The 19,406-nt window shown below is 38.5% G+C and carries 27 protein-coding genes; 18 read left to right on the top strand and 9 right to left on the bottom strand.

Annotated features, from left to right (window positions below; translation table 11 throughout):
* Positions 1-74: 74 nt before the first annotated feature.
* Positions 75-776: a S24 family peptidase gene (locus BMX50_RS12445; protein WP_091210841.1), complete on the bottom strand. Its 702-nt coding sequence runs from the start codon at positions 774-776 to the stop codon at positions 75-77.
* A gap of 205 nt (positions 777-981) precedes the next feature.
* Here BMX50_RS12445 and BMX50_RS12440 point away from each other — a divergent pair, with 205 nt between their 5' ends.
* Complete coding sequence (locus tag BMX50_RS12440; protein WP_091210840.1) at positions 982-1,176, top strand: hypothetical protein; 195 nt, start codon at positions 982-984, stop codon at positions 1,174-1,176.
* Positions 1,177-1,243: 67 nt separating this feature from the next.
* Entirely contained in the window at positions 1,244-1,660 is a 417-nt protein-coding gene (locus BMX50_RS12435) for a hypothetical protein (protein ID WP_091210839.1), read from the top strand.
* Between the two features lie 81 nt (positions 1,661-1,741).
* On the opposite strand, the gene BMX50_RS12430 is transcribed toward BMX50_RS12435, so the two are convergent.
* Positions 1,742-2,620: an alpha/beta fold hydrolase gene (locus BMX50_RS12430; RefSeq protein ID WP_091210838.1), complete on the bottom strand. Its 879-nt coding sequence runs from the start codon at positions 2,618-2,620 to the stop codon at positions 1,742-1,744.
* A 130-nt stretch (positions 2,621-2,750) separates the two neighbouring features.
* On the bottom strand, positions 2,751-3,089 hold the full coding sequence (locus BMX50_RS12425) for a hypothetical protein (protein ID WP_091210837.1): 339 nt from the start codon (positions 3,087-3,089) through the stop codon (positions 2,751-2,753).
* A 194-nt stretch (positions 3,090-3,283) separates the two neighbouring features.
* On the opposite strand from BMX50_RS12425, the gene BMX50_RS12420 reads away from it, so the two are divergent.
* Both BMX50_RS12420 and BMX50_RS12415 read left to right on the top strand, forming a co-directional pair.
* Positions 3,284-3,607: a hypothetical protein gene (locus BMX50_RS12420; protein ID WP_143065160.1), complete on the top strand. Its 324-nt coding sequence runs from the start codon at positions 3,284-3,286 to the stop codon at positions 3,605-3,607.
* Positions 3,608-3,779: 172 nt separating this feature from the next.
* Entirely contained in the window at positions 3,780-4,142 is a 363-nt protein-coding gene (locus BMX50_RS12415; RefSeq protein WP_091210835.1) for a helix-turn-helix domain-containing protein, read from the top strand.
* A 110-nt stretch (positions 4,143-4,252) separates the two neighbouring features.
* Here the strand turns inward: BMX50_RS12415 and BMX50_RS12410 are convergent, their stop codons facing one another.
* Positions 4,253-6,487 (bottom strand): tetratricopeptide repeat protein, encoded by a 2,235-nt coding sequence (locus BMX50_RS12410; protein ID WP_143065159.1) that lies wholly within the window; start codon positions 6,485-6,487, stop codon positions 4,253-4,255.
* A 193-nt stretch (positions 6,488-6,680) separates the two neighbouring features.
* On the bottom strand, positions 6,681-6,902 hold the full coding sequence (locus tag BMX50_RS12405; RefSeq protein ID WP_143065158.1) for a hypothetical protein: 222 nt from the start codon (positions 6,900-6,902) through the stop codon (positions 6,681-6,683).
* Positions 6,903-7,243: 341 nt separating this feature from the next.
* Here BMX50_RS12405 and BMX50_RS12400 point away from each other — a divergent pair, with 341 nt between their 5' ends.
* The 8 genes from BMX50_RS12400 (at position 7,244) to BMX50_RS12365 (ending at position 11,163) form a co-directional block, all read left to right on the top strand.
* Positions 7,244-7,840 (top strand): TetR/AcrR family transcriptional regulator, encoded by a 597-nt coding sequence (locus BMX50_RS12400; RefSeq protein ID WP_244280959.1) that lies wholly within the window; start codon positions 7,244-7,246, stop codon positions 7,838-7,840.
* Between the two features lie 5 nt (positions 7,841-7,845).
* The gene (locus BMX50_RS12395; RefSeq protein ID WP_244280957.1) at positions 7,846-8,229 is read left to right on the top strand and encodes a VOC family protein; all 384 of its coding nucleotides are present in this window, start codon (positions 7,846-7,848) and stop codon (positions 8,227-8,229) included.
* A gap of 41 nt (positions 8,230-8,270) precedes the next feature.
* The gene (locus BMX50_RS12390) at positions 8,271-8,552 is read left to right on the top strand and encodes a YciI family protein (RefSeq protein WP_091210832.1); all 282 of its coding nucleotides are present in this window, start codon (positions 8,271-8,273) and stop codon (positions 8,550-8,552) included.
* A 107-nt stretch (positions 8,553-8,659) separates the two neighbouring features.
* Complete coding sequence (locus BMX50_RS12385) at positions 8,660-8,875, top strand: hypothetical protein (RefSeq protein ID WP_091210831.1); 216 nt, start codon at positions 8,660-8,662, stop codon at positions 8,873-8,875.
* 131 nt (positions 8,876-9,006) lie between these two features.
* Positions 9,007-9,222: a hypothetical protein gene (locus BMX50_RS12380; protein WP_091210830.1), complete on the top strand. Its 216-nt coding sequence runs from the start codon at positions 9,007-9,009 to the stop codon at positions 9,220-9,222.
* Positions 9,223-9,535: 313 nt separating this feature from the next.
* A complete protein-coding gene (locus BMX50_RS12375) occupies positions 9,536-10,162 on the top strand; it encodes a hypothetical protein (protein WP_143065157.1) in 627 nt (208 codons plus the stop codon).
* 86 nt (positions 10,163-10,248) lie between these two features.
* Entirely contained in the window at positions 10,249-10,620 is a 372-nt protein-coding gene (locus BMX50_RS12370; RefSeq protein ID WP_091210828.1) for a DMT family protein, read from the top strand.
* Positions 10,621-10,764: 144 nt separating this feature from the next.
* Positions 10,765-11,163 (top strand): GNAT family N-acetyltransferase, encoded by a 399-nt coding sequence (locus BMX50_RS12365; RefSeq protein WP_091210827.1) that lies wholly within the window; start codon positions 10,765-10,767, stop codon positions 11,161-11,163.
* A gap of 54 nt (positions 11,164-11,217) precedes the next feature.
* Here the strand turns inward: BMX50_RS12365 and BMX50_RS12360 are convergent, their stop codons facing one another.
* Both BMX50_RS12360 and BMX50_RS12355 read right to left on the bottom strand, forming a co-directional pair.
* Positions 11,218-11,862, bottom strand: a complete 645-nt coding sequence (locus BMX50_RS12360; protein WP_091210826.1) for an outer membrane beta-barrel protein — start codon at positions 11,860-11,862, stop codon at positions 11,218-11,220.
* Positions 11,863-12,121: 259 nt separating this feature from the next.
* Positions 12,122-12,943, bottom strand: a complete 822-nt coding sequence (locus tag BMX50_RS12355; RefSeq protein WP_091210825.1) for an N-acetylmuramoyl-L-alanine amidase family protein — start codon at positions 12,941-12,943, stop codon at positions 12,122-12,124.
* Between the two features lie 223 nt (positions 12,944-13,166).
* Between BMX50_RS12355 and BMX50_RS12350 the strand changes: the two genes are divergently transcribed.
* From BMX50_RS12350 to BMX50_RS12340, 3 genes are all read left to right on the top strand, one after another.
* Positions 13,167-13,988 carry an alpha/beta fold hydrolase gene (locus BMX50_RS12350; protein ID WP_208864692.1) on the top strand — a complete coding sequence of 274 codons (822 nt, stop codon included), beginning with the start codon at positions 13,167-13,169 and terminating at the stop codon, positions 13,986-13,988.
* A 388-nt stretch (positions 13,989-14,376) separates the two neighbouring features.
* Positions 14,377-14,598: a YdeI/OmpD-associated family protein gene (locus BMX50_RS12345; protein WP_091210823.1), complete on the top strand. Its 222-nt coding sequence runs from the start codon at positions 14,377-14,379 to the stop codon at positions 14,596-14,598.
* Between the two features lie 175 nt (positions 14,599-14,773).
* A complete protein-coding gene (locus BMX50_RS12340; protein ID WP_091210822.1) occupies positions 14,774-15,349 on the top strand; it encodes a YceI family protein in 576 nt (191 codons plus the stop codon).
* Between the two features lie 81 nt (positions 15,350-15,430).
* On the opposite strand, the gene BMX50_RS12335 is transcribed toward BMX50_RS12340, so the two are convergent.
* On the bottom strand, positions 15,431-15,646 hold the full coding sequence (locus BMX50_RS12335; protein ID WP_091210821.1) for a hypothetical protein: 216 nt from the start codon (positions 15,644-15,646) through the stop codon (positions 15,431-15,433).
* A 168-nt stretch (positions 15,647-15,814) separates the two neighbouring features.
* Positions 15,815-16,213, bottom strand: a complete 399-nt coding sequence (locus BMX50_RS12330) for a hypothetical protein (protein ID WP_143065156.1) — start codon at positions 16,211-16,213, stop codon at positions 15,815-15,817.
* A 165-nt stretch (positions 16,214-16,378) separates the two neighbouring features.
* Here BMX50_RS12330 and BMX50_RS12325 point away from each other — a divergent pair, with 165 nt between their 5' ends.
* From BMX50_RS12325 to BMX50_RS12315, 3 genes are all read left to right on the top strand, one after another.
* Positions 16,379-17,629, top strand: coding sequence for a DUF2130 domain-containing protein (locus tag BMX50_RS12325; RefSeq protein ID WP_167667882.1), 1,251 nt, complete (start codon positions 16,379-16,381; stop codon positions 17,627-17,629).
* Between the two features lie 54 nt (positions 17,630-17,683).
* Positions 17,684-18,181 carry a cyanase gene (gene cynS / locus BMX50_RS12320; RefSeq protein WP_208864691.1) on the top strand — a complete coding sequence of 166 codons (498 nt, stop codon included), beginning with the start codon at positions 17,684-17,686 and terminating at the stop codon, positions 18,179-18,181.
* A 221-nt stretch (positions 18,182-18,402) separates the two neighbouring features.
* A complete protein-coding gene (locus tag BMX50_RS12315; RefSeq protein WP_091210818.1) occupies positions 18,403-19,338 on the top strand; it encodes a hypothetical protein in 936 nt (311 codons plus the stop codon).
* Positions 19,339-19,406 lie beyond the last annotated feature (68 nt).

Raw genomic sequence — 19,406 nt, 5'->3', positions numbered from 1 at the left:
GTGCCAGATGTTTTGTAATAAAGGCTGATAGTGGCGGCTGCAAGTGACATGTCAAATTGCAGCCGTTAGGTAGTTTAGTGGTTGTGTTTTTTGTGGATGTCTTTAACCAGGCAAAGTTTTTTAATATCGGCCACTTTTATAATAAACGGGGCATATTTGAGCCGGTTACCAACCATTTCGGTAGTGTTATCTGAATGGGCAATTACCTCATCTGGAATATCTCCGGCGAGGAGGCGTTTATACATGCGATAGTCGCCCCATTCAATGTAATAAACCTCACCAGGCAGGATTTTTTTATCATGAATTATTTTTAGGGCAACCCAGCAACCGTTTTCAAGGTATGGGTACATACTGTGTCCCCAAACAGGAAGCGCAAAATCGCAATCTTCAATGCCTGGAAAATTCATATGGCCAACCGGCTGCGAATCATTAATGTCATTATATACCTCAACCCCCGAAGCTGTAGCGGAAATCTCATACATAGGGATGCCCTCACTGTGTTTTGATACCGTTTTTTGTTCAGAGAAATTCTGTTTTTTATCTCCGTTTATGTGTTCTTTGAATTTTTCTTTAAAAATACGGAGTTTTTCTGGGTCTATGTTCTGCCTGCTCTTTATTATCTCGGTGATTGAGCTTGGAGAATTAAAGCCTAAAGCTTCTGCTAATTGAGCATTGCCATTAAATGCCTTTCCTCTGAGTTGATTGTAGAGTATTATAAACTCCAATGTTTCGGGGCGCACAGTCTTTATTTTGCCTGGTTTTACTTCGTCTTCCATGATGAAAATAAATTAAAGATTTTTCTTGAATATAATAAAGATTATTCTGTATATTTGTTTTGTTGATAATGGCTAATGTAAGTTAAATTATTCATAAAACAAAATATAGAGCCTCTTTTGTAAAGAGTATTCTTTTGTGTAAATACAGTATTCTGTAATTTTAAATCAAGAAATAATACAATAAATAATTCAATATAATATTACCATGTATATAGCTTTTTCGGCGCTCCGGCAATCAGCCGTAGATAATAAGTATCCCAACAACCCGGATAACGTAAATGAACATGAGGTTTTACAGCGCTTTGAAGGATACAGGGCTGCGTGCGAAAAATATAGAGATGAAATTGCAGCTATTCAAAAATATCTGCCCGGATGGATGCCGGCTTTTAACCGGCAATAATTCAGTTTGCAGCCTTTATAATATAAATGACCAATTAAAATAATACGCAATCAATACACTAATTATCATGATAAAAATTTCTCAAAAACTTAAAAGTCAACTTTGGTGGCTTATTATATCGGTTGATTATGATTACAGCCGAATCACAGTTGCGGAGCATGAGCTTACGGATGAAGTACTTACCTTATGGCTGGAAGACAAACAGGATTATAAAAATTCGATTGATGAATGCCTGCAGGTAGATATCAGGATACGTGACATGGCGCGTATCATTAAGGCCGAAAACCTGAATAGCTACGAAGGAACTAAATTGCACCCAACCAAAAACTTTGCTTACAAGGCTCGTATCGAAATTAATACCCCTGTGCAATGGTATAAGGACGACGCATCTGTACTTGAACAACAATGGGCCCGGGAAGCTATATTGAAGACTTTGCTTACGCAACTTGTAGAGGCGGGAGCTGCGAGTGACTATGATTATTGAAATGTATCTGTATTATGCCATTTGGAATTTGTTACATAGTTAATAAGGCCGTTTATTGACTTGAATGCAGCTTTGATATCACTAAATTTGATTAATAGCCTGTTGCAAAAGCCTGTTAAATTCTGCAGGTTTTTCAATCATGGGAAAATGCCCGGTAGCATGTATCTGCAGCAGCTGATAGGGGATACCTGCTTTAATAAAGCCAATTGTATCGTTAGGGGTGTAATCGCTGTTAATAAGATGAAGTTTTATTTTGCTGGCTTTGAGTTTGGCTGTCGTGTTAAAATTGTTGTCTTCCATACTTGCTATGGCGATGGCGCTATCAGCATTTGCCACATCGTTTAATATGCGTTTTCTGATGGCTGCGCTGGTTGTTTTATAAAAAAGATCCTGGTTAAAATAAGCGGTGGCTACCGCTTTAAAATGCTTTTTTAACATGGCAATAGCTTCCGCGTAATCAGCTTTTGATTTTGCGGTTTTGGGTTTACCGTCAAAGCCTTTAAAATTATCAATGCCTACAAGTCCTATCACCTGTTGCGGCGCATTGAGTTTAGCTTGTACAATTATTTCACCGGCCATGGAGTGGCCAACAAGTATTACGTTTTTTAGTTTAAGGGTAGTTATTACAGAGGTCACATCGCTGGCAAAATCATTTACTGTCCAGGAATTTCGATTTTTGCCTGATTGGCCATAACCCGGCAAATCCATAGTTATAACCCGGTATTTATTGCCGAAGTATTTTGCTTGTTCGTTAAAGTAGCTTTTGTTAATGCACCAGCCATGTACAAATAACAGTGTAGTATCACCTTTGCCTATATCGGTATAAGCAATATTAACGACATGATTATTGATTTTTATTATAGGCTTATCACTTACATTTTTGCTTTGCGGGTGCTGAGTGCAGGCATACCACAAACCAATGGAGGTGATTAATGAAAACAATGCGGGTAGCTTTCTCATAAACGGATACTTATAGATAGCGTTTTGTTATTATAAATATCCGTTTATGAATAGGTTACGGCAAAATGTTTAACTTATTTTAACAAGTCGGCATTTTTTAAGTTAAGATAAGTGGGCCATGATCATAGGGCTATTTTACCTTTACTTGTTGTTGTTCTTTTTCATTTTGTTCAACAAGTACCAGCTCTTCGTCAATAGCTTCTGCCTGAGGGCTTGCATAATTTAGTTTTCGGAAACGCCATTGGGCAAACGCAGGTTCCTGAAAACGGTTTATCAGCTTGAAAAATTTGGGAAAATTGTGTACTTCTTCCAATAATAAGCCGGTTACTATACCATTGTTGTCCAGTATTTCGCGTATGGTATATTCTTTATCTTTAGTGATCCATATCTCAAAGTCCTGCTGTATTTCAGCCATCTTTTCAGGATCTATTTTGTCGTTTATACAAATTACCTTATCGCCCGGTTTCATAATGATCGCAATTTTATGTGTCCCTTTTGTTAAGAGATTGTGAATGTAAAGGTCGGCTTTTTAAGTGTATTTTAAAATTTGTGTACGATGTAATTTTTACGCCTTAAAATATTCGAAAAAGTTTTTAATAATATGAAACCTTATTTTACAGGCTTCGTATTAAAATGTACAATGAACGTTTAATATTAGGGGGTATGGATTATTTTTATTTGTTTTTGATAGCAGGTGTGGGGCTGGTATTTGTTATTTTGGAATTTGACAAACAACAAAGGCGTAGGGTTAATTCGCTGCTAAAAAATGCAAACGATGTACAACCGCTACTTATGCAGCGCTGCATGGATCAAAAATTAAGCAGGATTAATACGGAGATTAATGCTGATACATTTCATGCGCATAATAACAAAGAATTAGAGGCAAGTCTGAAACAAATAACCGTTGATTATAATACAGGAAAGATCAGCTTGCCTGTTTACAATAATAAACTCGGCGAATTGCTTGACAAGTTGGGACGTAAATAGTTATTGCTTTTAACCTAAGCTTATTTTTATTGTCATATATAGTTTTTGTTGGTTAGTTTTACTTTGAGGTCATTTGCTGTTGGGGCATTTGACCTTTTTTGTTTTGGTGCTTGTTTAATAAAGCAATTATATATTGCATGGATAAACAAAATGATTATTATTGCAGTCACTTATGTCTGACGAAGCTATTATAAAACGGTTAAAGGTTGTTGTGAAAGAGCATGGCGGCCAGTTAGGGCTTGCCGGAGCTATTGGCGTTGACCAGGGTTTTATTAGTAAGGTGATTAACAAAAAGCAGGATATTAGCTATTATCTTATCCGGAAGCTTTGTTTTCAGCTTAAATATTCGCCCGAATGGCTTATTCTTGGTACCGGCGAAAAAATGATCAACAAACCCGAATCGGCTAAGCTTATTACCGAAATACAGATGATGCGTACCGAGGTTGATATTTTACAAGCCCGTATGCGCGCCTACGAAATAGAAATGAAGGAACTTCGTGAACAATTACACATAGGGGATAAGAAGGCCGTATAGCTGATATAAAAAAACGGCTAAATGTAAAAGCCCCTTTCGGGGCTTCGTTTTGTATAGATCAGTTAATAGTTACTTATTATTATACGGGTATTGTAAATGAAAAGTTATAATTATTTACAATATTTTGATATTTGGTCGGATGCTTCTTTTGAGCCCATACTTAAAGCTTTATTCATATCAGCACAACCGCCTGTTTTATCATCTATAGTTATTTTAGCAAGTCCTCTTTGTAAGTAAGCCCGGCTGTTTTTAGCATCGAGGTTTATAGCAGTATTGCAATCCAAAATGGCACCGTTGGGGTCCTTCAAATTTATTTTGGCAATAGCTCTGTCAATGTATAGATCAGGGTTGTTTGGTGAGATTTTAAACACGGCAGCAAAGTCATCCTTTACGCCCTGGGCGTCGCCGATATAACTTTTGGCAATGCCACTGTGCGAATAGGCTTTTATGTTGGCATCATTCATATAAATGGCATTATGATAATCATCGGCAGCGCCTGCATAATCCTTCATAGCCATTTTAGTATCGCCTCTTATTAAAAATGTTTCGTCGTTTGAGTAAATTGATACTGCATGGTCAAGATCAGTAAGGGCGCCTTTATAGTTTTTAAGTTTGGCTTTTACAAAACCTCTTGCCTGCCACACCAGTGCTGTTGAGTCTGATAGTGAATCAATTTTAAGGGCGCTGCTGAAATCGGCGATAGCGCCATTGTTATCTTCGGCATCTGCTTTGGCTAAGCCACGCTTTAGCAATAATGTGATGTTTTTAGGGGCTTTGAGTATTCCTGTGTTATAATCGGTCAAGGCTCCTTTAGTATCCCCGGCAGCGGCTCTTGCTTCGCCGCGGTAAAGGTAAAAATCGGCAATTGCCGGATTTAGTGCGATGGCCTTAGTAAATAGTTGTACGCCGTTATTGGTGTATTTATAAAAATTATTGATTTTGCCCAATCGCAGATAGCCATTTTGTTGTTGCGGAGCAATGCTGATCAGTTTTTCGAGATCTTTTACGGCGGCAGCATAATCGCCGAGTTTAGTTTTTTCAATGGCGCGGTTTAAAAAAGCATAAGTATAAACCGGGTTTATAGCAATAGCTTTGGTGTAATCGTCAATAGCAGCAAGCGGAATCCCCAAATCCCGATAAGCATCGCCGCGCGACAGATATGCTTCATCACTTTTGTTGTTCAGACTAATAGCTTTTGTTAAATCGGCAATAACTCCAGCGGTATCTTTTAAAGCCATTTTGGCTTTGCTTAGGCTCACGTAAGCACTTATGCTATTGGGATTTAGTTTAATTGCCGAATCGGCATCAAGTTTGGCCCCTTCATAATTGCCTAAAGCAAGTTTCGAAAACGAACGGCTTTGGTATGCATCGCCATTTTTAGGGTCAAGAGCAATAGCTTTATTAAAATCCTCCAAAGCACCATGGTTGTCTTTTTTATCGCTTTTGATAATGCCGCGGTACATATACAGGTTGGCGCTTTGAGGGAATTGCACTATCGCCTTGTTGAAATACTCAAGCGCTCCATTGGTATCGCCAAGACTGCTTTGAGCGTTGGCCATATAAAGCAAAAGATTTTTAAGGTTTGGATTTATTGCAGCTGCTTTTTTGTAATCATCAACTGCGCCCTTAAAATCATTTAGTTTAGCCCTGGTGTTAGCGCGGTAAAAGTAGGCTTCGGCATTATTGGGATTAAGTGAAAGTGTTTTGGTATAATCGGCAATAGCTCCATTATAATCATTTATGCTACCCTTGCTGCCGGCCATATATTGATAGATCTCGGCACTGTTAGGACTTAGTTTAACTGCAGCATTATAATCGGCAATGGCTCCGGTAAAATCGTTATTATTGTTTTTGGCTAAGCCACGATATTTATACAGATCTGCATTATTAGGCGTAAACTGAAGCGCGGTTGTGAAATCGGCAATAGCACCTGAATAGTCTCCCTGGTTGCTCCTGGCATTGCCTCTGTAATGGAACATGTCTGCTGTTTTGGGCCCAAGTGTTATAGCCCTGTCGAAATCCGTGATGGCAGTTTGATAATCTTGTATTGCGGCCTCGGCATTAGCCTTATACAGGTAAGCATTGGTCAAGTCGGGTTTCAGGGTAATAGCCTGCGTATAGTCGTTAATTGCCGCTTTGTATTCCTTAATGTTACCATATGCGTTTGCTCTGTAATAAAAAACATCGGCGTTTTTAGCATTTAGTTCTATAGCGTGTGTGAAATCTTGTATGGCGCCTTTATAATCCCTGGCATTAGCTTTTGAGTTTCCCTGCTGAATATACGAGCTTGCTGTTTGCGCAAGTGAGTACAAGGGTAAAAAAAGCAGAAATAGAATTTTTTTCATGAAGGTGTCAACAGTTTTATCAAATATCAATAAAAAACTATTATTGATTGTGGCAAAACTTATACCATTATGAAATATGTTGTAAAGTAATAAGAAATGAACAGCAGAAACTGTAAAATGAGAGAAAACGGGGCATAAAGACCCCGTTTTTAAAACAGATTAGCAAATCTGATAAAAGTATTTCTTTAAAAAATTATGAAAAAGAAGCTTCGTTAGTTTGATCCTGATTTCGTCTTTTTCCATATGCTATCGCTACAGTGCAAAGTGCAATGCAAACTAATAATGCTGTTTCTATCACAACATGCATTAATGGAACGTGGCCGGGGTAATTAGATAATAAAATACCTGCATCTGGTACCAGTAAACCAACCAGCGGGAAGCAGAAAAACATTCTTAAAATTGTCAATTTTTCCATGATTGTTATTGTTTGATATGATTTTGCTAAGTTAGGCATTATTTATTTATCAATTGAATAAATTTAATGTTCTTTTGGTTGAAATTTGTAAAATTTGGCCTCGAAGCCGTTAAAAATCTTCTGTTAAACGCATCGCACATACTTCTAAAGAATCCCATGGCTAACAGATGGCCCGATTTATTGTTTTGATGAAAATAAATTAGGGGATTTATTATGTTTTTCCTAAAAAGGTAGCCAATGGCCGTTTACTGATATATTCAGTCCTTGAAGAAATTATGATGAAAATTTGACTGACAACAAAGAAATAAATTTTAAATAAACGAACGCTCACTTATATTTGCATGGAAATGAGACCACGCGACGAATATAAGGAGCAGCAAATACGCCAGAAAGCTATTGAAATGATAGTAGCCGAAGGACTTGATGGCTTCGGGATCAATAAGCTTGCAAAAGCTGCAGGAGTATCGCCTGCAACCATTTACATTTATCATAAAGATAAGGAAGAGCTTATAAGCAGCCTTTGTGTTAGTGTTGCCGAAAAAATGATGGCTTTTAGTCTTCAAAACTTTTCGCCGGATATGGACTTTGCGGATGGCTTAAGAGTGCAATGGCGCAATCGGCTTAAGTATTTCATACAATGTCCGTTAGATATGGAATTTATTGAAATCATGCGTTATACACATTTTTATGAAAAGGTAACGGCGATGCTTACAGTTAACTTCAGTGAGATTTTAGGTGCATTTATGCGTAATGCCGAAGGAAAGAAACAGCTTATTCCATTGCCTTTTGAAGTTTATTGGGCTGTAGCTTATGCACCGCTTTATCAGCTCATTAAGTTTCATAACCAGGGTAACAGCTATGTGAACAGCAGTTTTATGCTAAATGATAAACTGATGGAGCAAACGCTTGGTCTTGTATTAAAAGCATTAAAACCCTGATCATTATGCCTATAGCAAATATTAAGCTTAATCATGTTAACCTGCCTGTAACTGACGTTATTGCCAGTGCCAAATTTTTTGAGCAGTATTTTAACTTTAAATGCACAGATATAAAAGGTAATAATATGCTGGCCGTAATGGAAGGCGAGGATGGCTTTATCCTGGTGCTTATGGCTGACACCTTTAATCGTAATGGGAACAACAGTTATCCTGATGCTTTTCACATCGGTTTTTTGGTTGAGAGCCATGAACAGGTAGCCGAAGTTTTTGAACGCCTTAAAGAAGGTGGTATCGATATGTCACATCCTCCGGGCGCTTTACGTGGCGGTTACGGATTTTATTTTAATGCTCCGGGTAATATCCTTACAGAGGTTACTTGTTTAGCTTAACAAATTGAATAATTAGGTATCTAAATAGAAATAAGTATTTTATGGTACATGCATCAGCCTATAAAGATCCGCATCATGTGATGCTCTTTTTTGGAGAAATTGGTAACCCGGCAGATAATCAACAATGCCTGGCCGATAGAAGGGGGTATTACGATAATCTTAAAAGCAATGGTAAAGTTGTTATAAGTGGTGATTTCTGGAATCAGGATAAGAATTTTGTAATTGTTTCTGTATCAAATGATAATGAGCTGGTGCAGATTATCGAAAATGACCCTGCAATTAAGCAAAATGTGCTTGAGTTGATAAAAGCAATGCCTTTTTAACCCCTTTTTTTGGGTAAAAATACGTAGTGCAAAATGGGTTAAAATACGGGGTGCTCCGAGCTTGCATATCTGTATGCTACACAATATTTTTGTGTAAACTGACCCCCATGGAACCCTTTGAACTAAAAGTTAATAAACGAACTTATAAAATTATTCCTTCGGTTACTAATCAGGCTACCTTTAGTGTATTAAACTATTCTGCTTTTTACACTATAACCCGGTTAACAAAAGGTTACTGGGAAATTATTGAACATCGTTTTGGCGATCATTTGATTCCGCTACAGGAAATCGGTCGCTCTATAGAAGATTATTATAAACTCTAAAGCCATCAAATTATAGAAACCTTTCTTAATCATTAAGAAATTATTAATTGCTTTTTAGTAAATAATATTGTTTTTTATTCGTTAAAGTTGTAAATTAGTTGTGTTAAACTTATACCCCTGAAATAAATTTTATGGAAAAATTAGCAATTTTAAGACTGTTTGCAGGCTTTCCATTATTTGGTTTATTGCTGCCTGATGTTTCTACCTTTATAGTTGGTCGTTTTAAAGATATTTCGCCTTTTCATATTTACATTGAGTGCTTTTTATTGCTTTTTATAATTGCATGTACATTAGGGATAGCCTATATACGGAAGTTTGGTAATAATCCCGATTCACAGTTGCAATAATAAATTGTCGGTTTCTGCTTCGACAAATGAAAGTTGAACCGCATTGATCATTATAAACCAAAATACAGCTTAGCATTTTGAATGCACGATTGCCCGGATTAATTAAATCCGGGCTTTTTTGTTGCTTTTACATTGTTATCAAATTAATTAGTATTCCCGGTTATCTTTTTTTTGCTTATTTTTACGGTAAATGACTCCTAAACATAATTATCTAAGCGCCCCCTGCAAGGCGTACTTTCCCCCAATGAAAAAATCAAATACCTTTTTTAGGCTATTTTTAATAATTATATTACTTTATTGTTCAAATGCTACTGTGGCTCAACATCATTCAAGCCGGGCCTTAACCTATGGCGGAGGTGGTAGCGGAGCCGTTAATTTTAGCGATGGATGGGGCGTGGCGGCAGGTACAGGCGTTGATATACCTCAAGGTAATTTTAATTATACTTTTAAGCCGTCTGTTAATTTTAATGCCAGTGTTTATAGGTTTTTAGGCTCTTTTACAGCAAGTTTAACCTTGGGGTATACAAATTTTAAACCGCATGAATACTTTATTTCAGAAACAGTTGAGGGCAGCGATTCAAATGTAAACACATACAACGCGGATATGCCTGTAATTTCAACTTATGCCGGTGCAGCTTATAACATTGACATAGCTGATAATTTCAGGGTGTACGGTGGTGTAAATTTAGGGCTTTATTTTACTGATTTCGCAGTGGCTTACGAAATTGATGGCGCAAATACCTTTGTTTATGATAAATGGTCGCAGTCATTGTATTACGCTCCTAAAGTAGGTATAATATTTCCGGTGACACCTAAATTAGGTATCAGCATCGAATCTAAATATAATTTCTTTTCTCAGAAACTTACTTTAGGCGATGTATCGGGAAAACAAAATTGGAACTCCCTTTCACTTGGTGCCGAACTGGTATTTAAGTTTTAGATTGTATTAAGCAATGCTATAACAATTTACGGTTGTTGGTGTTATCAATCTCAAATTATTGGTATTTAAACTAAAAACTTGTATTGATGAAAGGCTTACGTACAGTTACATTTCTGTTTATATCTAACACCTTCATGACATTTGCCTGGTATGGGCACCTGAAGTTTAAGGAGTACGAATGGGGTAAAAACCTAAGTTTAATAGCCATTATATTTATAAGCTGGGGGCTTGCATTTTTTGAATACCTGTTCCAGGTGCCGGCTAATGAAGGCGGTTTCAAAGAAAATGGAGGTCCTTTTACCCTGGTTGAATTAAAAACCATCCAGGAAGCCATTACCCTTACCGTGTTTATGATATTTACAACCCTGCTCTTCAAAAACGAAAAACTGGGCTGGAATCACCTGGTTGGTTTCGGGCTCATTGTGCTGGCAGTTTTTGTTATTTTTAAAAAATGGTGACATGCTGAGCACATGTTTTAGTAGCTTGGTTCAACCTTTGTTTCTTTAATTCGCTGGACTACCTGCTTTCTCATTTCTGGCTTATCGAGATAGTGCAGTCACCGCTTACATTTGGTATAGATATGTAAAATACTAAATAGCATTATGGAAATAACTTATAAAACAGGTACCATACCATCGGCCGGTCAAGTGATAGAACTTTATGATACGGCCGGATTGAAACGCCCAACGCATGACGCTGAAAGAATTGCCAGGATGTATCAAAACTCCAACCTGGTGGTAAGTGCCTGGGACGGCGATAAACTGGTAGGTATATCACGCGCGCTTACCGATTTTTGCTACAGTTGCTATCTTTCAGATCTGGCAGTTACCAAGGAATATCAAAAAGAGGGGATAGGTAAAAAGCTGGTTGAACTCACCAAAGAAGCTATTGGCGATGAAACTATGCTTCTGCTGCTTTCGGCCACAACAGCCATGGAATATTATCCTAAAATAGGCATGGAAACTGTTCACAATGGGTTTATCATTCACCGGGTAAAATAAAACAAGGGCAGGGCAATAGTTTGTTTCTTATCGTCCTGCCCTTATATTTAGTGCTTATTTGCCGCCAAATATATAAAATACAGAGAGTAACAAACCATTGTTGATTATATTAAAATTAACGTTATTGGTGGTTCCAATCTGGCTGCCATCGTCTTTGATTTTGCTGTGATTGTAAGAGAAATTAGCCAATGTGGCGGCTAAGCCAAGTTTTTTTGCAGGGTAGTAAACAATGCCCATAGTTGCTCCTGCTGAATAATTGTCATTTTTAGTTGGAGTACTTGTATCGATTGATTTGAAATCGTAGCGACTGTAGCCAACATACGGCCCCGCGCGAAGCCCTAACTTATCTCCAAACATAAAATATTTCCTCAGAAAGAGTGTTGCTCCATATTGGTGCGAGGTTGCGTTGTTGGGATAAGTACTGTTTTTACTGTCCTGAGAGGTATGAGCGTAATTAACATTTATTCCAATATCAAGTTTATCTGCTATAAAATAACTATAGTTAGGACCGATACTGAAATTTGTATTTTTAACTTCAGATTCATAAGGGTTGGGGACTGCCTGAAAAACGTTTTGCGTCGATTTCTGATACATAAATTGCAGATCGATACCCAGTGTTTGTGAACCTTTTTCGGTTTGGGCTTTTGAGATTTGAAAAGCCAGTAAAAATGCAGGGATTAGGACAAGGATTTTTTTCATTTGTGTTAGTGTTTTGGTTTTATTGAGTCATTGAAACGGAAAAACACAAGAGATATTTTGCCCCAAAAAGGTTTTTAATAATATTTATAAAATAATTTTTTATTTGAATTCAGATCGATAATATAAGCTATAAATGCTCGTTAAAGTAGAATTTTTATAATGGTACTGAAATAAATATTTGAATAACAATAATAAATATCAAAAAAAAGCGTGCTATCTAAAAGTGTTGATTCTGTAAGACCAGTTACAGCGGGTTCCGTTAATTCCCTTCTAAATTATTACGGTATTGTTTTAGTGCTGTAAGAATTGATCGAACAATTTCGTTTTGCCCACTGGCCGAATTCAGGTATTCTTCGTCTGACGGATTATTAATAAAACCGGTTTCAACCAGCACAGCAGGCATGCCGCTTTGCGCCAACACCAAAACACCCTGTTCTTTTACTCCTAAACTGTGCCTGCCATTTGTTTTACGAAATTGGTTGTCGATCAAATCACCAAATTGAATGCTTTGCTTACGGTATTTTTGCTGAAATGCATTGAGTACTATGGTATTCACTGCAGCATCATCGCCGTAGCCATTATATTTTTCCTTGTAGTCTTTTTCGATAAATATAGAAGCATTTTCACGCAGGGCTTCGCGCTGCTCCTGGCTGCGGTGAAAGCCATAAACAAGTAGTAATGTTCCCCGGGATGATCCTTTGCGTTGTGGGGATGAGTTGCAGTGGATGGAGATAAATAAATTGCCGTGATTATCGTTAGCGATATCAGTGCGCTTATGCAACTCAATAAAAACATCGGTACTACGCGTCATTACTACCTTAATACCGCTCATTTCGTCATTTATGGCATCCCGCAGTTTTTTGGCGATACTTAATGAAACGTTTTTTTCCTTGGAATAAGCGCCGTGCGATCCGGGATCTTTACCTCCGTGACCTGCATCGATAATAACAGTTTTAAATTTAAACCGATTGGGCGCTGCCGCTGTGCTTTGCTGCCCATAACACACAGTGGTAAAAAGCATGCATAATAAGGAAACCAGGGGGGCAAGTATTTTAACTTTTTTAGGAAAGGTGGCAGGCATGAACAATATATGTATACAGGTTTATAATCATTTCATTCTATAATAGTTATAGGTATGATATTGTTTTTACTGTATGGTTTAAAAAACACTTCTGTTAAAGCGTGCAAATATAATACTTGTTTGATTTACAGCGCTATCTAAAAATTAATTACAGCGCTTGTGCAACGACTGTTTAAACTGTGCATTATGTATGTATATTTAATGAACTTAAACAGGTACAATCATGATGTTAAAAAAGTTGTTATTAATTGTATTGGTATGCCAGGCGTTTATGGCTTGCAGTCAGCAAAAAGGTGTGGTGTATGGAGATAACGCTGCTGCGGGTAAATATTATGATGTTAGAGGGATTAAGCTGTATACCGAAGTTTATGGCAAAGGCAAGCCATTATTAATGATACACGGCAACGGAGGCAGCATCAATGCTTTTGAAAAAAACATACCCTATTTTGCTAAAAAGTATAAAGTTATTGCTGTTGACAGCCGGGCACACGGCAAATCCACCTATCCGCGCGATTCACTTACTTTTGAAATGATGGCCGATGATTTTGCTGCTTTGCTTGATGTAATGCATATTGATTCGGCTTATGTGATAGGCTGGAGTGACGGTGGTATCAATGCTCTGGTGCTGGCCATGAGGCACCCTGAAAAAGTAATTAAGCTGGCCTCTACAGGTGCTAACCTTTGGCCCGATTCAACTGCCCTGATCCCTTCATTATGGAAGGATATGGAAAAAGAATATGCCGATAAAAAGGATTACCATTTTGTGACTGCTAAAGAAAAAAACGACAGGAAAATCTTTATGCTTGACTACAAAGAGCCTAATATTAAGCTATCGGCACTAAAAGCTATAAAATGCCCTTCGCTTATTATTGCCGGCGACCATGATCTCATTGTAACAACGCATACCGTTAATATAGCTGAGAATATCTCAAAATCTTATTTATGGATCCTGCCCAACTCAGGCCATGGCACATTGGTTGAACATGCCGATGAGTTTAATAGGAAGGTGGACGAGTTTTTTGAGCAGCCGTTTCATAAGCATTAAAGGGAGCACTAAAAAAGATAACCCGGTTGTCATGCCGGGCCATCTCACATAATTACTTTAATTTTAGTAAATCTCAATTAAAATCAAATAACACTCTTGTGTGCTTTAGGTTTTATAAAATTTAAGTTACCTCTATATTTTAGGTAAATACACTATAATAATAACGTTGCGCCTCCGTTTCTAAAATATTCAATCATAAGCTAACCTGCGGCTTTTACTGTTTAACTTAATAGTAATATGGAATCAAAAAACCAAAAGTTGCTCGTTGATACACTTTTAGCCATCTCTTTTCTTTTAATAATTTTACTGGCCGTAATTATGGTATTTCAACCAGGGGTTTATCCCAATTAATACTATATTTATCCGAAACAAAACTCCGACAGAGATTATGCTTAAAGCTGGCGAACATATAGACGGTACCCCTGCCGAATTACAGGTATTACTTGACAGCGATATGGAAGCGAATGCATTTTTTGAAAGTTTGTCAAGATCATATAAGCAAGGCTATTGCGATTGGGTTGGTTCGGCTAAGCAGGAAGCTACCCGGAAAGTAAGGGCCGATAAGGCCATGATCATGCTCCGCAACAAACAAAAAACCTTAAAAACGTAGGGCTTAAACCACTCAAAAATAGTTGACTTTTCTTGTAAGTTCTACTAAATTGGTAGTATATTGTCATCCGATTTTAATAAAAAGATGTTTAAACATCTTTTTTGTTTGAAGTTCCGATCCTTTGTATACTTTTGGGTCATAAATCAAAACAAAAAAGAAATTAAAGATCAAAACAATGAAAAAGATTCTTATCCTGTTAGCAGCAGCATTCTCGTACACGGCAGCATCAGCACAAACTACCTGGAGCGTAGATAAAGCACATTCAAACGTTAAATTTACAGTAACCCACTTAATGGTATCTGACGTTGACGGTATTTTTAAAAACTATGATGCAACTATCACTGCCGCTAAGCCAGATTTCAGCGATGCTAAATTCCAGATCAGCATACAAACAGCTTCAGTAAGTACCGATAACGATCAGCGCGATAAACACATCACAAGCCCTGATTTTTTTGACGTTGCTACTTATCCAACACTTACTTTTACCAGCACTGCTATCACCAAAACATCTGATAAGCACTACAAACTTACTGGTAACCTAACTTTACATGGTGTAACCAAACCAGCGTCATTTGATTTATGGTACCGTGGTACTATCCAAAACCCAATGAGCAAAGCTGATGATGCAGGTTTCCAGTTAACCGGTACTATCAAACGTTCTGACTTTAACTTCGGTTCAAAATTTGGTAATGCTATGGTTAGCGACGAAGTAACTATCAAAGCTAATGGCGAGTTTGGCAAAGCCAAATAATTGAAGGAATTATATTAACAAGAACGGCGCGGATAACCCGCGCCGTTTTTTTGTTTTATTAAGGTATGGGATGACAGGTTTTTAGGACCGCTGGTATTGAATTTTCAGGTCTTGTTTTTTTTGACGACGGATTATTAATGTACAAATACCGATGATGGCAATAAAGGCCGCGTCGAAAACGACATGAATGAAAGGTATTTTAAAGTCGGGGTTAATAAATGTTTCGGTTGTATCCGGAATAATGATGGCGATGAGGGGTAAACAAGAAAATAGCCTCAGGAATCCGAGCTTTTTCATAAAAAGTGATAATAGGCGTTTAGTGAATTTAGCGGTGCTAATATGCCACTATTAATCCTATTATGAAATACCCGCAATGAGGTATATTACAATCAGCGTTGCTAAATTGTTGATTAATTGAATGTTTTTGGAGTGTTGTTTTAGCCTCTTGGAAAAAAGCAGGGTAAGTTAAGCGTTGCGGGATACCAATTGCTTAAGGGTATTAAACCATAGCTGGTTTTTTGCGCCAAAAAGGGTATGGTCAACAATAAGATACAATGTTTTCAATTCTTCTTTAAGCCTGTAACGTAACCTCAGCGGCTGCCAGAATAACCCGTTACTACGCACCATCGAGCGTTTGTAAAAATCATCGAATCCTAAATATAACTGTTCCAGGCTGTCAAGCGGGATGTGCTCGTAACCGTCGCCGTCAAGTACAAGGCTTTTAGGGGTAAGTATAATTTCGCCGGTGTAGTGGTGCGGTGGTAGGGTAAATGCAAATAAAGCGCCTCCGTCATTCGCTAACCCTAATGTGCCCAGGTCATAATCATGACTCCACATTACCTTTCCTATTCTCAATATCTGCATGTTATAAACTTCGGCAATATAAACGGCAATTGCAATAGATTGTTATCATCATAGTTTCATTTTGTTACAATAATGTTAATAAAGCCCGGCATTACTGTTTTTATATGCTAAACGTAAAATCCCTATCTTTGGTTTACAGGAAAAACTTTCCTAATAAATAATAATATGGCTACAGAAGTTAAGTGTCCAAGTTGTGGTTTCGGTTTCCCGATAGAGGAGGTGATGGCCGAGGAGTATAAAAAAGAGCTCAGGGTTAAGATGATGGATTATACCCGTCAAAAAGAGGAGGAATATCGCAAAAAGGACGAGGAGTTTTTAAACAAAGAACGCCAGCAACAGGCAGCTTTCGAGCAACGGCTTAACAATGAAAAAAAGCAATTACAGCAAACGCTTGAAGATAACCTGCGCAAAACCATAAGCCAGGATTTTGAGAACCAGCTTGTATTACTAAAAAATTCTGCAGCCGAAACTGAAGAAAAGCTAAAACAATCGCGCCAGAAAGAACTGGAGTTTTTGCAACGCGAAAATATGCTGAAACAAAAGGAAGAAGAGATGGAGCTTGCCGTTCAGCGTAAATTGCAGGAGCAACGCAACGAATTGACCGACCAGATTCGCAAACAGGAAGCCGAACGCCATAGCATAAAAGATACTGAGTACCAGTTAAAAGTTAAAGAACTTGAAAAACAGCTTGACGACCAAAAGAAACTGGCCGACGAAATGAAGCGCAAAGCCGAACAAGGCTCCATGCAACTGCAGGGCGAAGTTCAGGAACTGATATTGGAAGAAGCACTGCGCAATTATTTCCCATTTGATATTATAAGCGAAGTCGGTAAAGGTGTACGCGGTGCCGACTGTGTACAAACCGTACGTAATCAGTTTGGGCAGGAGTGCGGTAAGATCATTTACGAAAGCAAGCGGACCAATGCTTTTTCGATGGATTGGATCGAGAAGCTTAAAAAAGACATGCGCAGTATGGGCGTTGACGTTGCGGTTATCGTAACCCAATGCTACCCCAAAGGGATGGACTGCTTTGGCGAGCGAGATGGCGTATGGATCTGCAGTTTTGACGAGGTAAAGGCGGTGTCATATATTTTAAGGGACGGGGTAATGAAGCTGTCAAACCTGGCCAAATCACAAGATAATAAAGGCGATAAAATGCACCTGTTGTATGATTATCTTACCAGCAGCGAATTTTCGGAGCAGTGGAAAGCTATTCGCGAAGGATATATGAGTATGCGCCAGTCTATCCAGCGTGAGCGTGATGCCATGGAGAAGCTTTGGAAGGCCCGTGAAAAACAATTGGATAAAGTGCTGCTAAGCGCGGCCCATATCCGCGGCAGTATTGAAGGCATTGCAGGTAATGATACTATTCAGCTTAATCTTACCGATGATGAGGATGCGTTGTTACTGGAGTAGCATCACAGGCAATCAAAATCGTTGATTAGTGCCATTGCTTACCCGAAAAGTGCCATGATTAACAAGTTGTTAACTGTTATTTTTGACCCTGAAAAAAGAAAAGCAAAAATGAACAGAACAATGGCCACTGAAATCATCATCAGGCAAATCAAAAATAAACAGGTTAAATACCAGGAATTGGCAGATGCTATCAACAGGAGTTTAGTGTGGACGACCCTTGCACTGCACGGGCAGGCTGTAATGGAAAAACAGGAAGCCGAAAAAATCGGTGTGCTGCTTGATCTGGACGCCGAAATTATAGCCTCTTTGCAGGAGATTCCCGACAGGGGCTCCTTAGACCAGATGCCGCCTAAAGACCCCACCCAGTACCGTTTTTATGAATTATTGCTCGTGTATGGTACAACGCTGAAAGCTATTATCAATGAGCAATTTGGCGACGGCATCATGAGTGCCATCGACTTTACCATGGATATCAGCAAAGTTGAAAATCCTGCCGGCGACCGTGTTAAAGTAGTTATGGAAGGTAAATTCCTCCCGTTTAAAAAGTGGTAAAAGTCTTTCAGTTTGAGTGCTTAAACCTATTTGGTTTAATATTTATTAGACCGTTTGCTGTGAATGTGTTAATTTTACACAATAATTTTTGAGTGCCCCAAGCGCTCATTGATTTGTGATAAGGTTTAGGTTTTAAAGCCCCATGCAGCGAGTGCTATGGGGCTTTTATTTTGATTTCCAATCTGTAATTGATTGTACTATTTAATCATAGTTTTCTGACAATGAAAAAGATATTGCCGCTTAAAAGCGCATTGGGATGCGCCTTGATATTTATGATGATTGGCGCGTCAATTATTTTTAACGACAAAGAAATTATACTTCCGGAGATGGCTGCGCTTGCCATTGGCTGCCTGATCCATCAAAATCCGGTATGGTTGGCTAAACCACTCCATATCTTTCTTCTGCCTTCCATCACCGCCATAGGTGGCTTCATGATCAACAAAATGGATGTTAACCCGGCAGCGAAACTTATATTGGCCGTGATGTTTGTGTTGCTAACCCTGCGTGTTTTTAAAAGCGGTCTGGCCCCGGCGCTGGCAACCGGCTTACTGCCTGTTATTACCAATGCCACATCGTTATATTTCATTTTTTCAATTCTGACGCTTACACTCATATTAGCTTTGAGTCTGTATGCAAAACGCGGAACGCCGCCGGAACCAACCATTTCAAAGCGACAAAGGCCGCAGGATAATATCCTGTATATAGTCTTTGTATCGGCCTGGGTGCTCACCTGTGCGCAAAATGGTTGGATGTATATTGCCGCTATTCCGCCGGTTTTGGTTGTGGGGTATGAATCAATGCATAAGGAGGAGTACACTTTCAAAATGTTTTATAAGCAGGTAGTTTGCCTGAGCCTCGCTGCTTACATAGGAATTCAGAGCTTGTACTTCTTAAATAACCTGCTCCTGGCGACATTAATGGATATCGTAGCTATATCGCTTCTGATGCGCTTGGTGGCTTTTAAATTAACCCCGGCGTATGCCATGTCATTATTGCCTATGGTGTTGCATCGCCCATCGCACCAATACTTTTATTGGAATGTTTTTGTGATGGCCTGCATTGTTTTGGGCACTATCTACTCCTATAAAAACTTTAGGTTTAGTGAGCAGCTTCGGGTGAGGTTGGCAAGGGTGAGTAGGAGCGGTGAAGAGGTTTAGCTGATTGGTTTGCGATTTCTGTATATGTAGGGGAGACTTTTATTGCAGGTGTACGCGTGCACCTGCAA

The organism is Mucilaginibacter gossypiicola, assembly GCF_900110105.1.
Lineage (GTDB): Bacteria > Bacteroidota > Bacteroidia > Sphingobacteriales > Sphingobacteriaceae > Mucilaginibacter > Mucilaginibacter gossypiicola.
Note: the sequence above shows the minus strand (reverse complement) of the source record. Positions and strands in the feature narration are given on the sequence as shown.